The sequence below is a fragment of the Massilia sp. UYP32 genome (assembly GCF_050434365.1).
GTDB lineage: Bacteria > Pseudomonadota > Gammaproteobacteria > Burkholderiales > Burkholderiaceae_D > Telluria > Telluria timonae.
Genome location: NZ_JBNDIK010000030.1, coordinates 24,842 through 45,309, shown reverse-complemented (window position 1 = coordinate 45,309; position 20,468 = coordinate 24,842). Strand labels below are relative to the sequence as shown.

At 69.1% G+C, this 20,468-nt stretch carries 14 protein-coding genes; 7 read left to right on the top strand and 7 right to left on the bottom strand.

The window, feature by feature from the left end; translation table 11 throughout:
- Positions 1-99 precede the first annotated feature (99 nt).
- Together ABIB42_RS21785 and ABIB42_RS21780 are read left to right on the top strand one after the other, a co-directional pair.
- Positions 100-3,297: a patatin-like phospholipase family protein gene (locus ABIB42_RS21785; protein WP_429248985.1), complete on the top strand. Its 3,198-nt coding sequence runs from the start codon at positions 100-102 to the stop codon at positions 3,295-3,297.
- Between the two features lie 51 nt (positions 3,298-3,348).
- The gene (locus ABIB42_RS21780; RefSeq protein ID WP_005663140.1) at positions 3,349-3,636 is read left to right on the top strand and encodes a barstar family protein; all 288 of its coding nucleotides are present in this window, start codon (positions 3,349-3,351) and stop codon (positions 3,634-3,636) included.
- Here ABIB42_RS21780 and ABIB42_RS21775 read toward each other — a convergent pair.
- Both ABIB42_RS21775 and ABIB42_RS21770 read right to left on the bottom strand, forming a co-directional pair.
- Positions 3,627-4,988, bottom strand: coding sequence for an MFS transporter (locus ABIB42_RS21775; RefSeq protein ID WP_005663151.1), 1,362 nt, complete (start codon positions 4,986-4,988; stop codon positions 3,627-3,629). The two genes, ABIB42_RS21780 and ABIB42_RS21775, sit on opposite strands and share 10 nt — an antisense overlap.
- Before the next feature lie 7 nt (positions 4,989-4,995).
- Complete coding sequence (locus ABIB42_RS21770) at positions 4,996-6,009, bottom strand: LacI family DNA-binding transcriptional regulator (RefSeq protein ID WP_005663152.1); 1,014 nt, start codon at positions 6,007-6,009, stop codon at positions 4,996-4,998.
- A gap of 302 nt (positions 6,010-6,311) precedes the next feature.
- Here ABIB42_RS21770 and ABIB42_RS21765 point away from each other — a divergent pair, with 302 nt between their 5' ends.
- Genes ABIB42_RS21765 through ABIB42_RS21745 form a run of 5 tightly spaced genes read left to right on the top strand, consistent with a single transcriptional unit; the run spans position 6,312 to position 15,373 of the window.
- The gene (locus tag ABIB42_RS21765) at positions 6,312-9,203 is read left to right on the top strand and encodes a TonB-dependent receptor (protein ID WP_005663155.1); all 2,892 of its coding nucleotides are present in this window, start codon (positions 6,312-6,314) and stop codon (positions 9,201-9,203) included.
- Positions 9,204-9,208: 5 nt separating this feature from the next.
- Complete coding sequence (locus tag ABIB42_RS21760; RefSeq protein WP_218918178.1) at positions 9,209-10,537, top strand: BNR repeat-containing protein; 1,329 nt, start codon at positions 9,209-9,211, stop codon at positions 10,535-10,537.
- An 8-nt stretch (positions 10,538-10,545) separates the two neighbouring features.
- Positions 10,546-11,739: a glycoside hydrolase family 88/105 protein gene (locus ABIB42_RS21755; protein ID WP_429248984.1), complete on the top strand. Its 1,194-nt coding sequence runs from the start codon at positions 10,546-10,548 to the stop codon at positions 11,737-11,739.
- Positions 11,736-14,096, top strand: coding sequence for a beta-galactosidase (locus ABIB42_RS21750; protein WP_429248983.1), 2,361 nt, complete (start codon positions 11,736-11,738; stop codon positions 14,094-14,096). Before ABIB42_RS21755 ends, ABIB42_RS21750 begins: the two co-directional genes overlap by 4 nt.
- A gap of 23 nt (positions 14,097-14,119) precedes the next feature.
- The gene (locus ABIB42_RS21745; RefSeq protein WP_429248982.1) at positions 14,120-15,373 is read left to right on the top strand and encodes a DUF2264 domain-containing protein; all 1,254 of its coding nucleotides are present in this window, start codon (positions 14,120-14,122) and stop codon (positions 15,371-15,373) included.
- Here the strand turns inward: ABIB42_RS21745 and ABIB42_RS21740 are convergent.
- From ABIB42_RS21740 to ABIB42_RS21720, 5 genes are all read right to left on the bottom strand, one after another.
- Positions 15,367-17,151, bottom strand: coding sequence for a response regulator (locus ABIB42_RS21740; protein ID WP_005663166.1), 1,785 nt, complete (start codon positions 17,149-17,151; stop codon positions 15,367-15,369). The genes ABIB42_RS21745 and ABIB42_RS21740 overlap by 7 nt on opposite strands.
- A complete protein-coding gene (locus ABIB42_RS21735) occupies positions 17,148-17,849 on the bottom strand; it encodes a sensor histidine kinase (RefSeq protein ID WP_005663167.1) in 702 nt (233 codons plus the stop codon). The genes ABIB42_RS21740 and ABIB42_RS21735 overlap by 4 nt, the downstream gene beginning before the upstream one ends.
- A 110-nt stretch (positions 17,850-17,959) precedes the next feature.
- Complete coding sequence (mnmC, locus tag ABIB42_RS21730; protein ID WP_429248981.1) at positions 17,960-19,660, bottom strand: FAD-dependent 5-carboxymethylaminomethyl-2-thiouridine(34) oxidoreductase MnmC; 1,701 nt, start codon at positions 19,658-19,660, stop codon at positions 17,960-17,962.
- Positions 19,633-20,199, bottom strand: a complete 567-nt coding sequence (locus ABIB42_RS21725) for a DNA-3-methyladenine glycosylase I (protein ID WP_273162918.1) — start codon at positions 20,197-20,199, stop codon at positions 19,633-19,635. The genes mnmC and ABIB42_RS21725 overlap by 28 nt, the downstream gene beginning before the upstream one ends.
- Positions 20,196-20,459 carry an MbcA/ParS/Xre antitoxin family protein gene (locus ABIB42_RS21720; protein WP_184238060.1) on the bottom strand — a complete coding sequence of 88 codons (264 nt, stop codon included), beginning with the start codon at positions 20,457-20,459 and terminating at the stop codon, positions 20,196-20,198. Before ABIB42_RS21720 ends, ABIB42_RS21725 begins: the two co-directional genes overlap by 4 nt.
- Positions 20,460-20,468: the final 9 nt, after the last annotated feature.

Genomic DNA, 20,468 nt, shown 5'->3' with positions numbered 1-20,468 from the left:
CCCGCTGCATTGATCCAAACGGTGGCGCTCGCCTGCAAACCGTGCTGAACTGACCCGGCGGCCCGGCCCGGCCGCTTTCCCGTCCAGCCGGAGCGAGCCATGTTGCCGAGCGACCTGACCCACCTGACGCCCTCGCAGGTCGACGACCTGCGGCGCAAGCTCGCCGCCGCCGGCTGCGATCCGCCGCCTGGGGCGCGCACCGTCGCCGAACTGCAGGATGCCTTCGCCCAGCTGCGCAAGCGCCATGGCCTGGCGCCGTCGGACAAGATCGACGGCGACCTGCTGCGCTGCCTCGACGCCGCCGCCGGCCACCTGTTCGGCGAGGTGCTGCGCGACGAACTCGACATGCTGCGCCCCGAGGCGGGCGACATGCGCGAGGAAGCGCTGGACGCCGCCCTGCCGCCCGACCGCGAGCGCCTCTTGCGGCGCGCCCATGGCGGCATGCTGACCGGCCTGGCCCTGTCCGGCGGCGGCGTGCGCAGCGCCACCTTCAGCCTGGGCGCCCTGCAGGCGCTGGCGCGCTGCGGCCTGCTGCGCCACATCGACTACCTGTCCACCGTGTCCGGCGGCGGCTTCGTCGGCGGCTGGCTGTCCAGATGCCTGCACGCCAACGGCGGCGACATCGGCAAGGTGGAAGCCATGCTGGCGCCGCAGGCCGGCAGCGTCGAGGCGCCCGAGCTGCGTTTCCTGCGCCAGTACAGCAACTACCTGTCGCCGCAGGGCGGCATGTTCAGCGCCGACACCTGGACCCTGGTCGGCACCTATGTGCGCAACACGGGCCTGAACCTGGCCATGCTGGTGGCCTGGATGTGCGCCCTGCTGCTGCTGCCGCGCTTTACCGTCTGGGCCGTGCACCGCGTGGTCGCGCCTGGCGGAGCCTGGACGCACCTGGCCGACATCGCCTGGATTCTCGGCGTGCTGCTGTTCCTGTTCGCCGTGTTCTGCATCGCGCTGTCGATTTCGAGCAAGCCCGAAAGCTCGCGCGGGATGCGCCGCTTTCCGCTGTCGCAAGGCGCGGTCCTGTGGTGCATCAACCTCCCCTTGCTGCTGGCGGGCTTCCTCGGCAGCCTGGGCCTGTGGCGCCACGGCGGCGCGGCGCCGTCGACCTTCCTGCCAGCCCAGCTCGAGGGCCGCTGGCACTGGCTGCTGGCGCCGGGCCTGGTCTACTTCATCGTCTGGGCCTGCGGCTGGTACCTGGCCCACGACCGCTCCAGCCCCTACCGCCGCACCGGCTATACCGTGTGCGCCGCAGGGGCGGCGGCCGTGCTGCTGGTGCTGCTGGAAGCCGGCCGCGCCTTCGCGCCCGGGATCCTGGCGCTGCTGCGGGCCGATGCCGCCCGCCTGTCGCTGCTGCTGTGCTGGACGGTCGGCCTGCTGCTGGCGCTGGCCGGCTGGCTGGCCATCTACACGCGGCTGCACGCCGACCCGCCGCTGCGCGACCTGACCCGCGCCGAACTGGGCGAAGGCCTGTCGCACTTCCTGTGCGCGATGGGCGCGCTCACCCTCGGCACTCTGCTGCTGCTGGGCGGGATGGCGGTGCTGCCCGATCCCGCCGGCCAGCGCGTGCTGAACGACGCGATCGCCCTCGCCACCTTCGGCATGCCGCTCATGATGGCGCTGTTCGCCGCCACCATGACCCTGATGATCGGCCTGGTCGGCCGCCTGTACAGCGACGCCAGCCGCGAATGGTGGAGCCGCCAGGGCGCCTGGACCGCGATCTTCGCCCTCCTGTGGTTGACCGTGTACGCCACCTGCTTTTACATTCCTCCCTTGCTGCACTGGACCTGGCTGACCTACGAGCCCTGGTCGAACCTGGGCACCCTGCTCGGCTGGCTGGCGATGACCGCCTTCGGTCTCAAGGCCGGCAGCAGCATGTCGACCGGCGCGCGCGGCGCCCCCGACCCGAAGCTCGAACTGGTCGCGCGGCTGGCGCCCTATGTGTTCACGGTCGGGATTTTCGCCCTCTTGAGCAGCCTGGTGCAGGTCACGGTGGCGCTGCCGCATATCGCCTGCCCCGGGGCCAGGCTGACCTGCGTGCTGCGCGCCCATGCCGACGCCACCCTGGCAACGGACGGCACGACCCTGCTGCTGGCCTTCGGCGCCTTCCTGGGCGCCGCCCTGTTGCTCGGCTGGCGGGTCGACATCAACAAGTTTTCCCTCTATATGCTGTACCGCAACCGGGTGGTGCGGGCCTGGTTCGGCGCCGGCAACCGCGCGCGTCAGCCGCATCCCTTCACCGGCTTCGATCCCAACGACGACATGCTGCTGGCCGAGCTGCGCTACGGGCGGCCCTACCCGATCGTGAACACCGCGCTGAACCTGGTCAGCGGCGCCGAGCTGGCCTGGCAGACGCGGCGCACCGCCTCGTTCGCCTTCACGCCGCGCTGGTGCGGTTACGAGCAATCCAGCGTGGCGCCTGGCGGCGCGGGCGCGCCAGCGGGCTGCTACCGGCCGACCGACCAGTATGCCTCGCGCTCCGGCGTCGGGCTGGACGACGACGCCGGCGTGCGGCTCGGGATGGCGGTGGCCCTGTCCGGCGCCGCGGCCAGCCCGAACATGGGCGCCCATTCGTCGCCGCCGTTGAACTTCCTGATGACGATGTTCAACGTGCGCCTGGGGCGCTGGTGCCCGAATCCGGCGCGCCGCGCCTGGACCAGCGCTTCGCCGCCGATCGGCCTGTTCAGCCTCTTGTCCGAGCTGTTCGGCCAGCTCGACTCCGACGCCGCCTACGTCCACCTGACCGACGGCGGCCACTTCGACAACCTCGGCATCTACGAACTGGTGCGGCGCCGCTGCCGGCTGGTGATCGCGGTCGACGTGGGCAGCGACCGCCACCTGGCGTTCGAAGACCTGGGCAACGCGATCCGGCGCTGCGCCACCGACCTGCACGTGCGCATCGACCTCGACGTCTCGCGCCTGGGCGCGCTCGGCGACAAGGGCATGTGCGGCGCCAGCTGTGCGGCCGGCACCATCCGCTACAGCCTGGCCGACCGCGGCGCGGCCGACGGCGTGCTCCTGTACGTGAAGCCAGCCATCGTCGGCAACGAGAACGCCGACCTGCTCAACTACCGCAAGCTGCATCCCGACTATCCGCACGAGAGCATCGCCGACCAGTGGTTCGACGAAGCCCAGTTCGAGAGCTACCGCGCGCTGGGCGACCACATCGTCGACTGCGCGCTGCGCGAGGCGGCGCGCGCCACCGTGGGCGCGCACGGCGAACAGGATATCGAGGCGCTGTGCGCGCAGCTGCTGCAGCGGCATGGGCCGGGGGCGGCGCCGCGGCCGCAGGGGGCGTGATAGGCTGCGTCCACCAGCGATGCCAAGGACCATGATGAATCGAGCTTCCCGATGACCCGCGCAACCGTCGTCACCTTCGACCTGTCCACGATCGCCAGCATCCGCGAGCTGCACGAACTGATGGCCAAGACCCTGCACTTCCCCGAATGGTATGGCCCCAACTGGGACGCATTCTGGGATGTGATCATCGGGCTTGTCCCGATGCCGGAAAAGCTGCGCCTGATCGGCTGGGACGACTTCGCGCAGCGCTTCCCGCGCGACGCCTTCATCATGAAGAAATGCCTGACCGAGCTGGCCGAGGAATACCCCGCGAACGCGTCCGACGTCGACTATCTCTGAAGGATTGGCGCCCGCGCCGGCGCGGCGGGCGTCGCCAGCAGCCGCCCCAGGCAGGCCAGCGCTAGCAGTGAGAACAGCGCCGCGCTGCCCAGGGTCAGGCGGTAATCGTGGCCCGAGTGGTCGAGCAGCGGCCCGATGCAGCTGGCCACCAGGATGTTGGCGAAGGCGACCAGGATGTCCTTGCTCGCGTTGTAGCGCACGAACTCCTCGCGCGGGAACAGCGCCAGCGGCATCGCCGCCGCCGCGGTGAAATAGGCGCCGGAGCAGATCACGTGGGCGACGTAGAACGGGCGGAAGCTGGCGGCGCCGTCGACCAGCAGCCAGCCGCCCAGCGCGATCGCGAAGTACAGCGCCATCATGGCGGCGGCCACCCGCACCGCGCCGCGCCGGTCGACCAGCCAGCCGATGACGAAGGCGCTGGCGATCGACACCGCATAGGCCAGCGCGGTCAGCTCGCCCAGCTCCGCCTTCGACAAGCCCAGGTCGAGCGCATAGTGCAGCGAAAAGGTGTTGAAGGGGACGAAGGTGACGGCGGCCAGCATGAAGGCGCCGAAGATCCACAGGTAGCGGCGCTGGGCGCAGCAGTGCCGCAACTGCGTGCGCGCCAGCGCCAGCCGCCCGCCCGCTGAAGCCGCGTCGTCATGCGCGTTTGGCGGCGGCGGGTAGTCGCCCTCGCGCACCATCAGGCACATCAGCGGTATCGTCAGGCCGAAGACCAGGGCGATGGCCACCAGGATCTCGGCCAGCCAGGCTTCGCTCAGGGCGAACAGCGTCATGTTGAAGCCGATCGCCACGCCCAGGCCGACGACCCGCACCGCGGCATAGAAGCGGCCGGCCAGCCCGAACGGAATGACGTCGGCCACCAGCCCGGCGAACAGCGCCATGGTGGTCATGGCGGCGGCGTCGAACACGGTCCAGAACAGGCAGAACACGCCCAGTTCGAGCGCGCGCAGGCTAGGCGCCCAAGCGCCCAGCAGCGCGTGCGCGCCGGCCGCGAAGGACGGCGCCAGGGCCACGCACAACATGGCGGCGGCGGCCAGCGGCGCGCTGATCACCAGGTACGGACGGCGCCGTCCCCAGCGGCCGCGGCTGCGGTCGGAACGCAGCCCGATCGCCGGCACCACCAGCAGGCTGATAAGCGCCGGCACGGTCGACAGCAGCATGGCGACGGCGGTGTCCGACGCGCCGTGGTTGCGCAACACGACCAGCCCGATCGGTCCGGCCCAGCGCTCGCGCACCGCGATCCCGAGCGCGCCGACCAGCAGCCAGCCGACCAGCACGCACAAGCCCCAGGCGCCATAGCGCAGCGTGCCGGCCTGCCAGCGTGCGTTATCCAGGGCGGCGCGCCGCATCCTGGATCTACGCCGGCGCGGGGCCGGTCGAGTCGCGCACCACCAGCTCGGTGGCGAAGGCGATGCGCTCGGCGGCCGGCGGGCGGCCTTCGATCATCTCGACCACTTCCCGCACCGCGCGCTCGGCCAGCGCCTCATAGGGCTGGTGCATCGTGGTCAGGCGCGGGAACACGTGGCTGGCGGTCGAGATGTCGTCGAAGCCGACCACCGAGACGTCGGCCGGCACCTTCAGGCCGCGGCTGGCGACGGCGTCGATGGCGCCGAACGCCATCTCGTCGTTGGCGGCGAAGATGGCGCTGGGCGGCGCCGCGAGGTCGAGCAGGCGCAGCGTGGCGGCGAAGCCGCCGGGCTGGTTGAAGGCGCCGTCCACCACCAGGGCCGGGTCGACGGCGATGCCGGCCGCCGCCAGCGCTTCGGCATAGCCGCGTTCGCGCTCAGCGCTCTGGCCGGTGCGCTTGGTGCCGGCGATGAAGGCGATGCGGCGGTGCCCGAGGCCGATCAGGTGCTCGACCGCACGGCGCGCGCCGATGCGGTTTTCCAGCACGATGGTCGGCAGCGCCAGCTGGCGCGCATCGAAGAACACCAGCGCGCAATTGAGCTGCTGGCGCTCGACCACGTCGAGGAAGCGGTCGTCGGCGGTCGGCATCAGGAGCAGCAGGCCGTCGCACAGCTTGCTGAGCGTGGCGCAGGTGGTCATCCGGTCCGGGCTGTCGAAGCGGTCGGCGTTGAACAGCAGCAGGTCGTAGTCGCGCTTGCGCGCCTGCTCGCCGATGGCGCGCACCAGCTCGTGCAGCACCACCGGGCCGTAGTTGTTCATGAACACGCCGATCAGCTTGCTCTTGTCGCCGCGCATGCGGCGCGCCAGCATGTCCGGCGTGTAGTTCAGCTGGGCCGCGGCCGCCATGATGCGCTCGCGCGCCGCGTCCGACACATAGCCGGTGCCGCGGATCGCGCGCGAGGCGGTGATCGGCGCGACGCCGGCCAGGCGCGCGACCTCGCTCAGTTTGCTGGCTTTGGCCATCGGTCTCCTTCAATCGATCATGTTGTTGAGTATTTCTAGTTATCCAACCCCGACCTGTGGTTACGATACCACGTCGAGCTCGGCCGATTCCAGATATTTTTCAGCAAAATCAGGTGCTTATCCCACTGATACGGCGTCTACCGCCCTGTTGTTGAGTATTTACGAGTCAAATGGTAACGTAACCATACGGTTGTCATACAAGCGCAATGGTCGGCGACCGGTGCTTCATCTTCAGCCGCACGTGCCAAGCACGGCGGTCCGACATTACAAGCGAACCTCGAAGTTCGCGGTCAGGAGACACTATGCAGAAGAAGATTTTGGCCGCGGCCCTGCCGCTGGCCTTGGCCGCCGCAACCATGCCACCCGCGCTGGCCCAGCAACAGCCCACTACGCCACCCTCACCGCCCGACGCTGCAACTGCGGACGCTACTGCCGCCACACCGGCCGCCGGCAGCACGGCCGCGCCCACCACCGTGGTGGTCACCGGCTTTCGGTCCAGCCTGCAGAAGGCGCTGAACCTCAAGCAGCAGGCGATCGGCGTGCGCGATTCGATCGTCGCCGAGGACATCGGCAAATTCCCCGAGGCGAACGTCGCCGAGTCGCTGCAGCGCGTGCCCGGCGTGATCCTGAACCGCGACGACAGTTCGGGCGAAGGCCAGCGCATCTCGATCCGCGGCCTGCCGACCGAATATTCGGTGACGACCCTGAACGGCGCGCCGGTCAACACCACGTCGACCAGCACCATCGGCAGCGCCGCGCGCGGCTTCAACTACGACGTGTTCGCGTCCGAACTGTTCGGCCGGGTCGACTTCTACAAGTCGCCGCTGGCCGAGCTGACCGAGGGCGGCATGGGCGGCATCGTCGACCTGCAGACCCCGCGCCCGTTCGACAGTCCCAAGCGCACCATCCGCTACGCGGTCTCGGGCGCCTACAACACCAGCGCCAGGGAGGCCGATCCGACCGGCTTCGCGCTGTATTCGAACACCTGGGGCCCATGGGGCTTCCTGGCCGGCGTGGCCCATTCGAAGGCGGTCAACAACCGCTCCGGCTTCGAAGCCACCGGCGGCTACAACAGCTCCGCCAACGGCAGCCGCACGCCCGTGATGGGCAACTTCGCCCTCGCCCTCGACTACGACGCCCCCCGCGCCAACCTGTCCGGCTACTCGCGCGAACAGATCGACAACGCCCTGCTGCCGCGCATCTACCGCTACTACGGCTCGCAGAACCGGCGCAGCCGCGACGGCCTGGTGAGCTCCCTGCAGTTCAAGCAGGGCGACCTGAACCTGAGCCTGGACGGCCTGTACTCGCGCCTGGAGAACAGCCGCGACGAGCTGTACTACGGCCTCCTGATCCGCAACACCCGCACCACCAACCGCAACGCGCCGCCGGGAACGAACGGCCACAACGGCCTGGTGCCGATCGACGTGAAGATCGATCCCGGCTCGAACCTCCTGACCGGCACCTTCGGCAACACCTCGTACAGCAGCGGCGTGACCTATGGCGAAGACAAGACCGAGTTCGGCTACCTGGCGCTCAACGGCCGCTGGCAGGCGCGCCCGGGGCTGGTGGTGACCGGCCAAGTGAGCGCCAACAACAGCAAGGCCACCAGCTATTCGGACACCCTGTCGGGCCAGATCTTCGGCGTCGACACGACCATCGACTACGGCACCGACCATGTCTACCCGTCGATGTCCTCGCCGGTCGACTACACCGACCCTGCCAGTTTCAGCGGCTTCGACGTCACCACCGGCTGGACCCGCGAGCGCGACAAGGGCCGCCAGGCGCGCCTGGTGGTGGACTATGACTACGACCTGTTCGGGGGCTGGACCGGGCGCCTCAAGACCGGCCTGGTCTACGTCGACACCAGCAAGGACGTCGAAAAACGCAATGCCGGCGCCGCCATGAAGGCGAAGATGGTCGCCCTGGGCGACGCCAGCGTGCGCGCCAATATGGTCTCGGTCCTGCCGATCCCCGACCTCGACATGGGGCCCGGCTGGCCGAACCGCTTCGGCACCTTCACCCGCGACTATGCCTTCTCGACCTACGACCCGGTCGCCTTCAATACGAGCGAAGCGTTCACGCCGGCGCAGAGCTTCGGCGCGGCCGAGAAGGTCAGCACCGGCTTCGTCCAGTCCGACTTCAAGGGCGACGTGCTGGGGCGGGAGCTGCGCCTGAACGCCGGCGTGCGCTGGTCGCAGACGAAGCTCGACATCGACAACTTCAAGAGGAGCGGCAGCGGCAACACCTACCAGCCGAACAGCGAACAGGGCAAGTACACCAATGTGCTGCCGGCCGTCAGCGCGGCCTGGGACCTGAACGACGAACTGATCTTCCGCACTTCATGGGGCAAGACCATCAGCCGCGCCTCGCTGTCGATCATCGCGGCCCAGACCGTGATCCCGAACGCCTTCGACAATACCGCGACCGCCGGCAACCCGAATTTGCGGCCGCAGCAGTCGAAGAACTTCGACACCAGCCTGGAATGGTATTTCAAGCCGGGCAGCCTGCTGTCGGCGGCGTATTTCAAGAAGAAGCTGACCGACGCCACGGTGTCGACCACCACCAACACCACCTTCGGCGCGCTCGGCCTGCCCGACACCGCGCTCGGGGCGATCTTCCAGGACGCCAGCGGCCGGGTCGACCCGAACCTGCCGATGGTGCTGCGCACCTACAGCAACGCCGGCGAACAGACGCTCAAGGGCTACGAGCTGGCCTACCAGCAGGACTTCACCTTCCTGCCCGACCCGTTCAAGGGCTTCGGCGCGCTGGCCAGCTACACCCATATCGATCCCTTCAACAGCATGCGCTGGATCACCAACGCGGGCAAGGAGATCGAGGTCAACTCGGTGCCGAAGTACGCCTACAGCGTCACCGCCTATTACGAGCGCGGTCCGCTGGCGATGCGCCTGTCCTACAACTACAAGGACCGCTCGCTGCACGGCGACAATCCGCGGAACAACGGCGACGACCTGATTCGCTGGCGCGCCGCGCGCGGCTACCTGGACGGCACCATCAGCTACAAGCTGTCCGAGAACCTGGAGCTGCGCCTGGATGCGCTGAACCTGACCGACACCCTGAACTACGACTACTTCGAGGACGCCACCGGCCAGTACGGCAGCGGCAAGCACACGCGGATGGACTACGCCAAGTACGACGGGCGCACGTTCAAGATCGGCATCCGCGGCAAGCTGTGATGCGGATGACCGCCTTCCTCGTCCGCTGTACTGGGCTCGTGGCCGGCGCCGCGCTGCTGCACGGCTGCGCAAGCAAGCCCGGACCGGGCATCGTCGACGTCGGCCCCGGCTGGGCCGGCAACTCGGTCAACGCCGTGGTGTTTCGCAAGAACGCCCTGGCGAGCGACGGCGCGCACCAGTACATCGCCTACTACGACGGCGCCGGCCGGGTCGTGCTGGGCAAGCGCCGCCTCGGCGGCGGCGCCTGGGAACTGCGCCAGACCGCCTGGCGCGGCAATGTGCGCGACGCCCACAACGCGATCAGCATCATGGTCGATGGCGACGGCGTGCTGCACATGGCCTGGGACCAGCACAACAACGCGCTGAACTACGCACGCGGCAGCGCCCCCGGCAGCCTCGAACTGCGCACGGCGCCGATGGTCGGGCGCGACGAAGCGTCGGTGTCGTATCCGGAGTTCTTCCGCATGCCGGGCGGCGGCCTGCTGTTCCTGTACCGCGACGGCGGTTCGGGACGCGGCAACCTGGTCGCCAACCGCTACGATCCGGCTACCGGTTGGCGCCGCGTGGCCGACAATCTGATCAGCGGCGAGGGCCAACGCAACGCCTACTGGCAGGCCGGCGTGGACGGCCGCGGGGTCATCCACCTGTCCTGGGTCTGGCGCGAATCGCCCGACGTCGCCAGCAACCACGACATGGCCTACGCGCGCTCGCGCGACGGCGGTGCGAGCTGGGAAGACAGCAACGGCAAACCCTATGGGCTGCCGATCACCGCCGCCAGCGCCGAGTACGCGGCGCGCATCCCGCAGAACAGCGACTTGATCAACCAGACCTCGATGGCCTTCGACGCCATGGGCCGGCCCTACATCGCCAGCTACTGGCGGACAAAGGATAGCGCCGTGCCCCAGTACCGCGTGCTGTACCGGCGCGACGAAGGCTGGCGCCGGCTCGACCTGGACTTTCGCAAGAGCGCCTTTTCGCTCGCCGGCATGGGCACCAAGGCGATCCCGATCGCGCGCCCGCAACTGCTGATCGACGGCCATGCGGGCGACCCATCGGGCCACCTCGTGTTTCGCGACAGCGAGCGCGGCGAGCGCGTGTCGGTGGTGCGCATCGCCGGCTTCGACGCGCCGCGCTGGTCGGTGCACGACCTGACGAGTAGCGCCGTCGGCGCCTGGGAGCCGAGCTACGACACCGAGTTGTGGCGGCGCCAGGTCGAGCTGCACCTGTTCCTGCAGGCGGTGCGGCAAGTCGATGGCGAAGGACTGGCCGACGTACCGCCATCCACCGTGCAGGTCTTGCAGTGGCGACCGGCAAGCGACACCCACATTGAATGAAAGACGACATGACGAGACGACTCTACCTCAAGCTTGCCCTGGCTACGCTGGTCACTCTCGCCGGCGGCTGCGCCAGCACGGGCGGCCAAACGCCTGCACGGGCCGACGTCCTGGCCGACCTGACCCGCGCCAACGATTACTGGCAGCGCAACCACGCCCGGCAGCAATGGGCGTTCTGGGATGTCGCCGCCTACCACACCGGCAATATGGCGGCCTATGCCCTCACCCGCAACGAGGCGTACCGCGATTACTCGACCGCCTGGGCCGAGCATAACCGCTGGCGCGGCGCGGACTCGGACAACCGGGCCGAGTGGAAGTACAGCTATGGCGAGACCCAGGAATACGTGCTGTTCGGCGACTGGCAGACCTGCTTCCAGACCTATGTCGACCTGTACGAACTCGATGGCCGCAAGGACCCGCGCCGCATCGCGCGTGCACGCGAGGTCTTGGAATACCAGATGGGCACTTCCAGCCGCGATTACTGGTGGTGGGCCGACGGCATCTATATGGTGATGCCGGCGATGACGAAGCTGTACAAGGCCACGGGCGACCGGCGCTACCTCGACAAGCTGCACGAGTACTTTACCTATGCCGACCAGCTGATGTACGACCCGGATGCCGGCCTCTACTACCGCGACGCCAAGTACATCTACCCCAGGCACAAGTCGGCCAACGGCGGCAAGGATTTCTGGGCGCGCGGCGATGGCTGGGTGTTCGCCGCCCTGGCCAAGACGCTGGCCGACCTGCCGCCGGACAATCCGAGCCGGCCCTTACTGACCGAGCGCTTCCGCCGCATGGCGGCGGCCCTCAAGCCGCTGCAGCAGGACGGCGGCTACTGGACCCGCAGCCTGCTCGACCCCGGCCATGCGCCGGGGCCAGAAAGCAGCGGCACCGCCTTCTTCACCTATGCCTACGCCTGGGGCATCAACCACGGCTACCTGGACCGCGCAGAGTATGCGCCAACGGCCCTGCGCGGCTGGCGCTTCCTGCGCCGGGTCGCGCTGCAGGCCGATGGCCGGGTGGGCTACGTGCAGCCGATCGGCGAGCGCGCGATCCCCGGCCAGGTCGTGAACCAGGACTCGACCGCGCCCTTCGGCGTCGGCGCCTTCCTGCTGGCGGCGAGCGAGATCGCAAGCCTGGTCGATCACGCGGGAGATAAGGCGGGAGATAAGGCGGGAGATAAGGCGGGAGATAAGCGATGACGCCAACGCTGCCTCGCCGGCGCCTGCTGCAGGGCGCCGCGGCCAGCTCGGCGCTGGCGCTGCTGCCGGCCCAGGTCCACGCCGCGGCCCCTCCCCGCTTCGCCATCGGCCGCGAAGACTTCCTGCTGGACGGCAAGCCGCTGCAGATCCGCTGCGGCGAGATGCATTTCTCGCGCGTGCCGCGCGAGTACTGGACGCACCGCCTGAAGACCATCAAGGCGATGGGCCTGAACAGCGTCTGCGCCTACCTGTTCTGGAACTACCACGAATGGCGCGAAGGCCGGTTCGACTGGGCCGGCCAGCGCGACGCCGCCGAGTTCTGCCGGCTGGCGCAGCAGGAAGGCCTGTGGGTGATCCTGCGCCCCGGCCCGTATGCCTGCGCCGAATGGGAGATGGGCGGCCTGCCATGGTGGCTGCTCAAGCAGCCGGGCGACGCCTTCCTGCGCTCCACTAGCGAGGCTTTCCTGGCGCCGTCGCGGCGCTGGCTGCGCGAGGTCGGCCGCGTGCTCGGCCCGCAGCAGGTGACGCGGGGCGGCCCGATCCTGATGGTGCAGGTCGAGAACGAATACGGCTTCTACGGCGAAGACCTCGACTATATGCGCGCGCTGCGCCAGGCCGTGCTGGACGCCGGCTTCGACGTGCCGCTATTCCAGTGCAACCCGACCAATGCGGTGGCCAAGACCCACATCCCCGAGCTGTATTCGGTGGCGAACTTCGGCAGCAACCCCGAAGCCGGTTTCAAGGCGCTGGCCGAGGTGCAGCAGGGACCGCTGATGTGCGGCGAATATTATTCAGGCTGGTTCGACACCTGGGGCGCGCCGCACCGCCGCGGCGGCGTCGAGAACGCCGTGGCCGACATCAGGACGATGCTGGCGGCGAACGGCTCGTTCAGCCTCTACATGGCGCACGGCGGCACCACCTTCGGCCTGTGGGCCGGCTGCGACCGGCCGTTCCGCCCCGACACCACCAGCTACGACTACGACGCGCCGATCAGCGAAGCCGGCTGGATCGGCGCCAAGTTCGAGGCCTACCGCGCCGCGATGACGCCCTTCCTGGCGCCAGGCGAGACCTTGCCGCAGCCGCCGGCGCCGCTGCCGGTGATGACGATCCCCGCCTTCGCCCTGAACGAGACCGCGTCATTGAGCGCCAGTCTGCCGGCGCGCACGATCCGCGACGCGTCGCCGCGCCCGATCGAGGATTACGACATCAGCCGCGGCATCGTCGCCTACCGCGTCACCTTGCCGGCCGGCCCCGCCGGGGTGCTGGCGGCGGCCAGGGTGCGCGACCTGGCCTGGGTGCGGGTCGACGGCAAGCTGGTGGACACGATGGACACGCGCTACCGCCGCTTCAAGGTGACGATCCCCGCGCGCAGCAAGCCGGCGACCGTCGAGGTCCTGCTGTACACGATCGCGCGCGTGAACTTCGGGGTCGAGATCCATGACCGCAAGGGCATGCACGGTCCGGTCACGTTCACGCCGAACGGCGGCGAGGCGCAGGCGCTGGAGAACTGGGAGATCCGCGCCATCGATTTCGATGCCGAAGGCGTGCTGCCGCCGCTGGCGTTCAAGCGCGGCCGCAGCAAGGACGCGGCGTTCTGGCGCGGCAGCTTCGACACGAGCGCCGCCCACGACACCTTCCTCGACATGTCGGGCTGGGGCCAGGGCATCGTCTGGATCAATGGCCGCTGCCTGGGCCGCTACTGGAGCATTGGGCCGACCCAGACCATGTACCTGCCCGGGCCGTGGATCAGGCGCGGCCGCAACGAGGTGATCGTGCTCGACCTGACCGGCCCGCGCGAGGCGCGCATCGTGGGCCTGGCCAAGCCGATCCTCGACCAGCTGCACCGCGAGCGCGACCTGGAGCGCCCGCCCAGCACCGTCAAGCTGCAGCTCGATGGCGTACAGCCCGCGCACGAAGGCGCGTTCGCGCCCGGCTCCGCGACCCAGGACGTGCGCTTCGCGGCGCCGCTGCGCGCGCGCCAGTTCTGCCTGGAGTCGCTCGACGCCTTCGACGGCAAGCCCTACGCCGCGGTGGCCGAGCTGGCGCTGCTGGACAAGAATGGCAAGACGATCGAGCAATCCGCCTGGACCATCGCCTGGGTCGACAGCGAAGAAGCGCACAAGGAAGACGGCGGCGCACTGAATGCGATCAATGGCCAGAACAGCGACTACTGGCACACGGCCTACAGCGGCCCGGGCGCCGGCACGGCGCACCCGCACCGCCTCGTGATCGACCTCGGCAAGGACGTCGAGGTGGCCGGCCTGCGCTACGTGCCGCGCCAGGGCAAGGACGACGTCACCGGGCGCATCCGCAGATATCGCGCCTATGCGGGCGAACGGCTGGCCGGCGAACCCTGAACCAATCACGACGAGGAGACGCAATGCAGAGAAGAGATTTCATCGGCAGCCTGGCGGCGGGCGCCGCGCTCGGGGGCCTGTCCATGCCGGCGCCGGCGGCGGCTACGGCTACCGCGGGAAGCGACCGCGCGTACATGGCCGGCCTGCTGCAGAAGATGGCCGAGCCGGTGCTGTCGAACATGGCGCGCGGCGAACTGAAAAAGAACTTCAGGCTCGAGGTGAGCCCGAGCTCGGATGGGCGCGACAGCAGCGTCGCCTACCTGGAAGCCTTCGGCCGGCTGATCGCCGGCGCCGCGCCGTGGCTGGCCCTGCCCGACGACGCCAGCGCCGAAGGCAAGGCCCGTGCGCGCCTGCGCCAGATGGCCTTGCAGAGCTATGTGCATTCGGTCGATCCGAAAAGTCCCGACTACCTGACCTGGCGCGGCCATGGCCAGGCGCTGGTCGACTCGGCCTACTTCACCAATGCGCTGATGCGCGCGCCGAAAGCGTTGTGGGAGCCGCTCGACACCACCACCAAGCGGCGCATCGTCGCCGAGATCAAGGGCCTGCGCCGGATCGAACCGCCCTTCATCAACTGGCTGCTGTTCGCGGCGATGAACGAGGCCTGGCTGCTGTCGATCGGCGAGGAGGCCGATCCGCTGCGCACCAATGTCGCCATCCGCAAAATTAACGAATGGTATGTCGGCGACGGCTGGATCAAGGACGGCGAAGCGTTCCACTTCGACTACTACAGTTCCTTCGTGATATACCCGATGCTGCTCGAAATCCTCGAGGTGCTCGAGCGGCACAAGGCGCCATTCTGGAACGGCAAGCCGGCCGAGCTGCGCGCCCAGGCCTTGAGGCGCACCCAGCGCTATTGCGAGCACCTGGAGCGCTTCATCTCGCCGCAGGGGACCTTCCCGCCGATCGGCCGCTCGCTCACCTACCGCAGCGCCGCCTTCCAGCCGCTGGCCCTGCTGGCCTGGCGCAAACAGTTGCCGCCGACCCTGCCCGAGGGCCAGGTGCGGGCGGCGATGCAGGCGATGCACCAGGCCTTGTACACCGATCCGGGCAATTTCACCAGGGAGGGCTACCTCACGATCGGCTTCGTTGGCCACCAGCCGGCGCTGGCCGACTGGTATTCCAACAACGGCAGCATGTACATCGCCTCCGCCAGCTTCCTGGCGCTGGGCCTGCCGGCCGACGATTCCTACTGGACCAGCGCGGCCCAGGACTGGACCCAGAAGAAGGCCTTCAGCGGCGCCGCGTTCCGCAAGGACTATCCGGTCGATTACTGAACGGCGCCGGCCTTGGGCGTCGCGGCCACTTCTTCCTGGGCTTGCGGCGCGGCGGGCTCCGGCTTCGGCTGCAGCGCACCGAGCTGCTCCATCAGCTGCGCGAAGCGCTGCTGGCCCGGCTGCAACCGGTCGACGTGCTCCAGGACGTCGCGCGCCTCCTCGTCCAGCTCGGCCTCGTAGCCGCGCTGCTGCATGTGCGAAATCAGGATCTGCACCGCGTTGAACAGCACCCGGACGTTGTCCGGCAGCCGCTCGCGCGCCTTGCGCATCCACTTGACGGCGTCGGGCAGCTTGCCGGTCTTCCACAGCACCACGCCCTGGTTCATCAGGTCCACCGCCTCCTTGCGCGCGGTGCGGATGATGAGCGCGCCCTCGTCATGAAGGCGCGCGCGGTCGAAGATCTTCTGCACTTCGTCCTGCAGCAGCGTGTTGTCGTGGTTGTTGCGGATCACGTAGGCCAGCACCTCGTTGGGCGTGCCCTTGACGCCGACCGCGAACAGCAGGATCGCCATCTCGATGCAGATCGCGGTGCCGGGCCGCTTGGGATCGGCCTGCAGCATCGCATCGAGCTCGTCGCCGGCGCGGCGCGCGTTCAGGTAGTCGCCGCTCTCGTGGTAGACGTGGCCTTCGGTGATCTTCGCGCGCAGCACGATGTGTTCGTGCTCGCTGCCGAATTCGCGCTGGGCCAGCAGGAGCAGCTGCAGCGCATCCTTGGTATTGCCCTTCAGGCCGCACACGCGCGCCAGGCCGAGGTAGTCGTCCGGGGCCTTGCGGATCGAGTATTCGCCGATCACCAGGCATTTGCGGAAGGCCTTCTCGGCCATCGGCACGTTCCCCAGGCGCAGCGCGGCCTGGCCCAGGTGGCGCTGGCGCGGCACCGAGTTGGGCGACAGCTTGGCCGCGCGCTCGAGCACCGCGGCCGCCTCTTCGTGCTGGCCCATGCCCTGGTAGGCGCGCGCCAGCTGGTCGTAGGCGTCGATGTAGTGGCGGTTCTCGGCGATCACGGTCTGGAACATCTGGCGCGCCTGCTCGAAGTCGCCGTCGGCCATGCGGATCTTGCCCAGGCCCGCGCGCGCCCAGTGGTATTCGCGCTGGGCCAGCACTTTTTCGTACACCTCGCGCGCGCGCGCCGGCTGGCCGCTGCGCTCGAGCATGCGCGCCTTCATGCGCAGCAGCTCGATCTCGTGCACCCGGCTGGCGGCGATCTGGTCGTCGCACAGGCGCGCCGCGCGCAGGTAATCCTTTTCGATGAAGGCCTGGTCGATCAGGCGGAAGATCTGCTTGCGGCGCCACACGCGGTTCAGGCGCGTGAGCAGCACGCCTTCGGTGATCGGCTTGACCAGATAGGCGTCCGGCTGATGCTCGGCCGCGCCCATCACCGACTCCACGCTCTTCTCGGCCGACACCATCACGAACACCGAGGACGGCATCAGGAGATGGCGCATGCGCGCTTCTTCCAGCACCTGCTGGCCGTTCTTGCCCTCGCCCAGGTTGTAGTCGCACAGCACCACGTCGTAGCGCAGTTTGTTGAGCAGGCCCATGGCCTCGCCGCCGCTGGACGCCTGGTCGATATTCCTGGCCCCCAGGCTGCGCAGGCTCTCGCGCAGCAACTGGCGGATGCCGACGAAATCGTCGACGATCAGGTAGTGCTTGCTGGCCCAGTCGATCTCTTCCAGCACCTTGGGCTTCGTGATCCCTGGTGCGGCGGCCGGCTTGACGTCAGGCCTGGCGTCAGCCGGCTTGGGGTCCGGCTTGGGAAGGTCGGCAGGCGTGTTCATGGCAGGGTCAGGATGAAGCAGCCGCCGCCGAGCGAGCCGCCGTTTTCGAGCCGCACCGCGCCGGAGCGCTCGCGGTGGCGGTGCATGCGCGCCACCTCGCCCGAAAAGTACAGGCCCAGGCCGGCGCTATTGGTCAGGAAGTTGACGCCGCTGTCGCCGCTGCCCGGCGTGCCGGCCGCCAGCAGCGCGGGCGGAAAGCCGGCGCCATTGTCCTCGACCCGGATCTCGAGGTCGCCATCGACTTCGCGCGCCGACAGGCGGATGCGGTCGCGCGTGTAGTGCAGCGCGTTGTTGACGGCGTGCGACACCACGCCCACGATCAGGTCTTCGTCGACGTGGGCGATCAGTTCGGGATCGACATCCAGCTCCAGGGTCACGCCGCGCGACTCGAGCAGCACGCGCTCGAGCGCCACCACCTGCTCGACCAATTGCCCCACTTCGAGCGGCTGGACGTCGAACGGGTAGCCCGGCTTGCCGACCTGCTTGTACAGCGCCAGCAGCTGCATCAGGTTGTCGTTCAGGCGGCGCGTCTGGTACAGCATCTGCGCCATCTGCGCATACGCCTTCTCGGTCTCGGGCGAGGCGCCGTCGAGCAGGCGTTCGAGCGTGCCGGACAGGACGCTGATCGAGTTCTTCATGTCGTGCGCAGTGGACGCCAGGAACAGGAACAGCTCGGGCGAGTGGTGTGAATCTTCCATCCGGACAGGCCCTTTCGGCCAAAAGTTGCTACCAGTAATTATACCCGCAGGCATTCGACAGTTTGGCCTTGCACGCCTATTCCGCGCGCACGTTTGCGGCGGCGCAACGCTCAAGGGCCGATATCCGCGGCGTTTGGCGCAGCGTCTGGGCTATAGCGACTGTTGCGCCGCGCGCGCAGCACGAAACGCGCCGGATCGAGCGCATCGACCAGGGCCATCTCGAGCGGCAGCGGTTCGCCTTCGAGCTGGGCCGCCAGCAGCTCGGCCGCCAGCGGCGCCCAGATCAGGCCGCGCGAGGCATAGCCCAGCAAGCCGTAAAGGCCCGGATGGCGCGGCACGTCGCGCAGGCGCTCGGTGGCGCCGGCGGCGGCGAAGTCCGGCAGGCGCCCGACCAGGGGCAGGCGGTCCGGCGCCACGCAGCGGAAACCCACCCTGCCCGCCAGCGGCGCGCCCTCGGCGGCGTGGGGATCGGACACCAGGCCGCGCAGGCGCGCCACGTTCTCTTCCTGGCTGGCGGCGCGCAATTGCGGATCGGCGTCCAGGTCATAGGTCGCGCCGGCGCAGGTGAGGCCATTGGCGGACGGCGTCAGGTAGGCTTCGCGGCACAGCACCAGCGGCAGTTGCGGGGCGTGCTCCGGCGCCAGGTGCGTCACCTGCCCGCGCAGCGCCTGCAGCGGCAGCTCACGGGTCTGCACCATCTTGCGCGCGCCGGCGCCGCTGGCCAGCACCACGGTCGGCGCCTGGCCGATGACACTGCCATCGCCGCAGCGCGCCTGCCATTCGTCGCCCTCCCGCTCGAGGCTCACCTCGCCGGCGCCGAAGCGCCGCGTCAAGCGATCGCCGCAGGACGCCAGCAGCGCCTCGCACACGCTGCCCGGCCTCGCCCAGCCGCCTTGCGGGAACAGCCAGCCGCCATCCGGCGCGGGCAGGCCCAGCAGCGCTTCGGCCTCCAATGGTTCGAGCCAGCGCGCGAAGTCGGGCGGCAGCTTGCCGTCGCCGGCGATCGCGCGCGAGACGGCCGCATGGCCGGCATCACGCGCCAGCTGCAGCACGCCGCACCCGTCGCCGTCGAAGGCGCGACCGACGCCGCCCAGTTGCTCCCACAGGCGCAGCGCATACAGGTACGCCGCGCGGGTCAGGCGGGTCGGGATATTGTCGTCGCGCGAAAGCAGCGGCATGAAGATGCCGGCCAGGTTGCCCGACGCTTCCATCGCCAGCTGCGGATGACGCTCGATCAGCGTGACCTGCCAGCCGCGCGCGCACAGGCGCGCGGCCGCGGCGCAGCCGGCCACGCCGGCGCCCAACACCAGCGCGCGCCGGTCAGGCTCGGGCGTCGACGGCAGGCGCGGCTTGCGGGTCGAGAAGGTTGCGGCGTCGCCATCGAAGACGAATCCCTGGGCGCTCAAGGCCGCGCGCTGTTCGCTATCGAGGCCCTGCGTTTCCAGCCGCGCGCCGAGGGCCGTCAGGCGCGCCAGCGGACGGACGAAGGCCGTGCCCTGCGCGCCGTGCAGGCGGATGAAATCGGGATGCGCGTTCAGCTCGGCCAGCGCGGTTTCGAGCGGCGCCGCCAGCAGGTCGAGCGTGACGCCATGATCGTCCTGGGGGATGCGGTGAAAGCCCGGCTGCAAGCTGTCGGTGAGCGCCACCACGTGCAGGTGCGCGGGCCGCTGCGCATCAAGGCGCCAGGCCGCGACCAGGGCGGCGAAGCGGCTGCCGTCGCCATGGTCGCTGTCGAAGACGGTGTAGCGCGCGCGGCCGCGCCAGTGGTCCTGCATCCGCATGATCAGCGCCGCCTGGTGCGGCAGTGGCATTCGCGGTCATGGTCGTCCACCATCCCGATGCCCTGCATATAGGCATAGACGATGGTCGAGCCGACGAACTTGAAGCCGCGCTTGGCGAGATCCTTCGAGATGCGGTCGGACAGCTCGGTGCGCGCCGGGCGGGCGTGGTCTAGCCAGTCGTTGACGATCGGCTTGCCGTCGACGAAGGCCCACAGGTAGTCGTCGAGCGTCAGTCCCTGCTCGCGCAGCGCGAGATAGGTCCTGGCGTTGGTGATCGCGGCGGCGACCTTCAGGCGGTTGCGCACGATGCCGGGGTTCAGCAACAGCGCGGCCTTCTTGTCGTCGTCGTAGGCGGCGATCTTTTCCGCATCCCAGCCGTCGAAGGCCGCGCGGTAGGTGTCGCGCTTGTTCAGGATGGTTTCCCACGACAGGCCGGCCTGCGCGCCTTCGAGGTTGAGCATCTCGAACAAGGTGTTCTCGTCGTGGCAGGGCACGCCCCACTCGTCGTCGTGGTAGGCGATGTAGCGCGGATTGGCCATATTCGCCCAGGAGCAGCGCTTGACCGTCATCGCGCCGCTCCCGGTTTCGATCCGCGCAGGCAGGCCAGGACGTCGTCGGTGCGGTTATCCGCCACCAGTTCGGCCGGCGTGCGTCCGTCCAGCGCCGGCTGGGGCGCCTTCATCCAGGCGTCGGCGGCATCGTCGTTCCCGAGCACCTTGCGCGCCTCGTGCATGACGGCGTAATAGGCCTGCGCCTTGCGCGAATGGCCGTCGAAGCGCGCCTGCAGCGCGGCGATGGAGTCGGGAGAGATGCGTTCAGAATCGGTCATGGCGTCGCG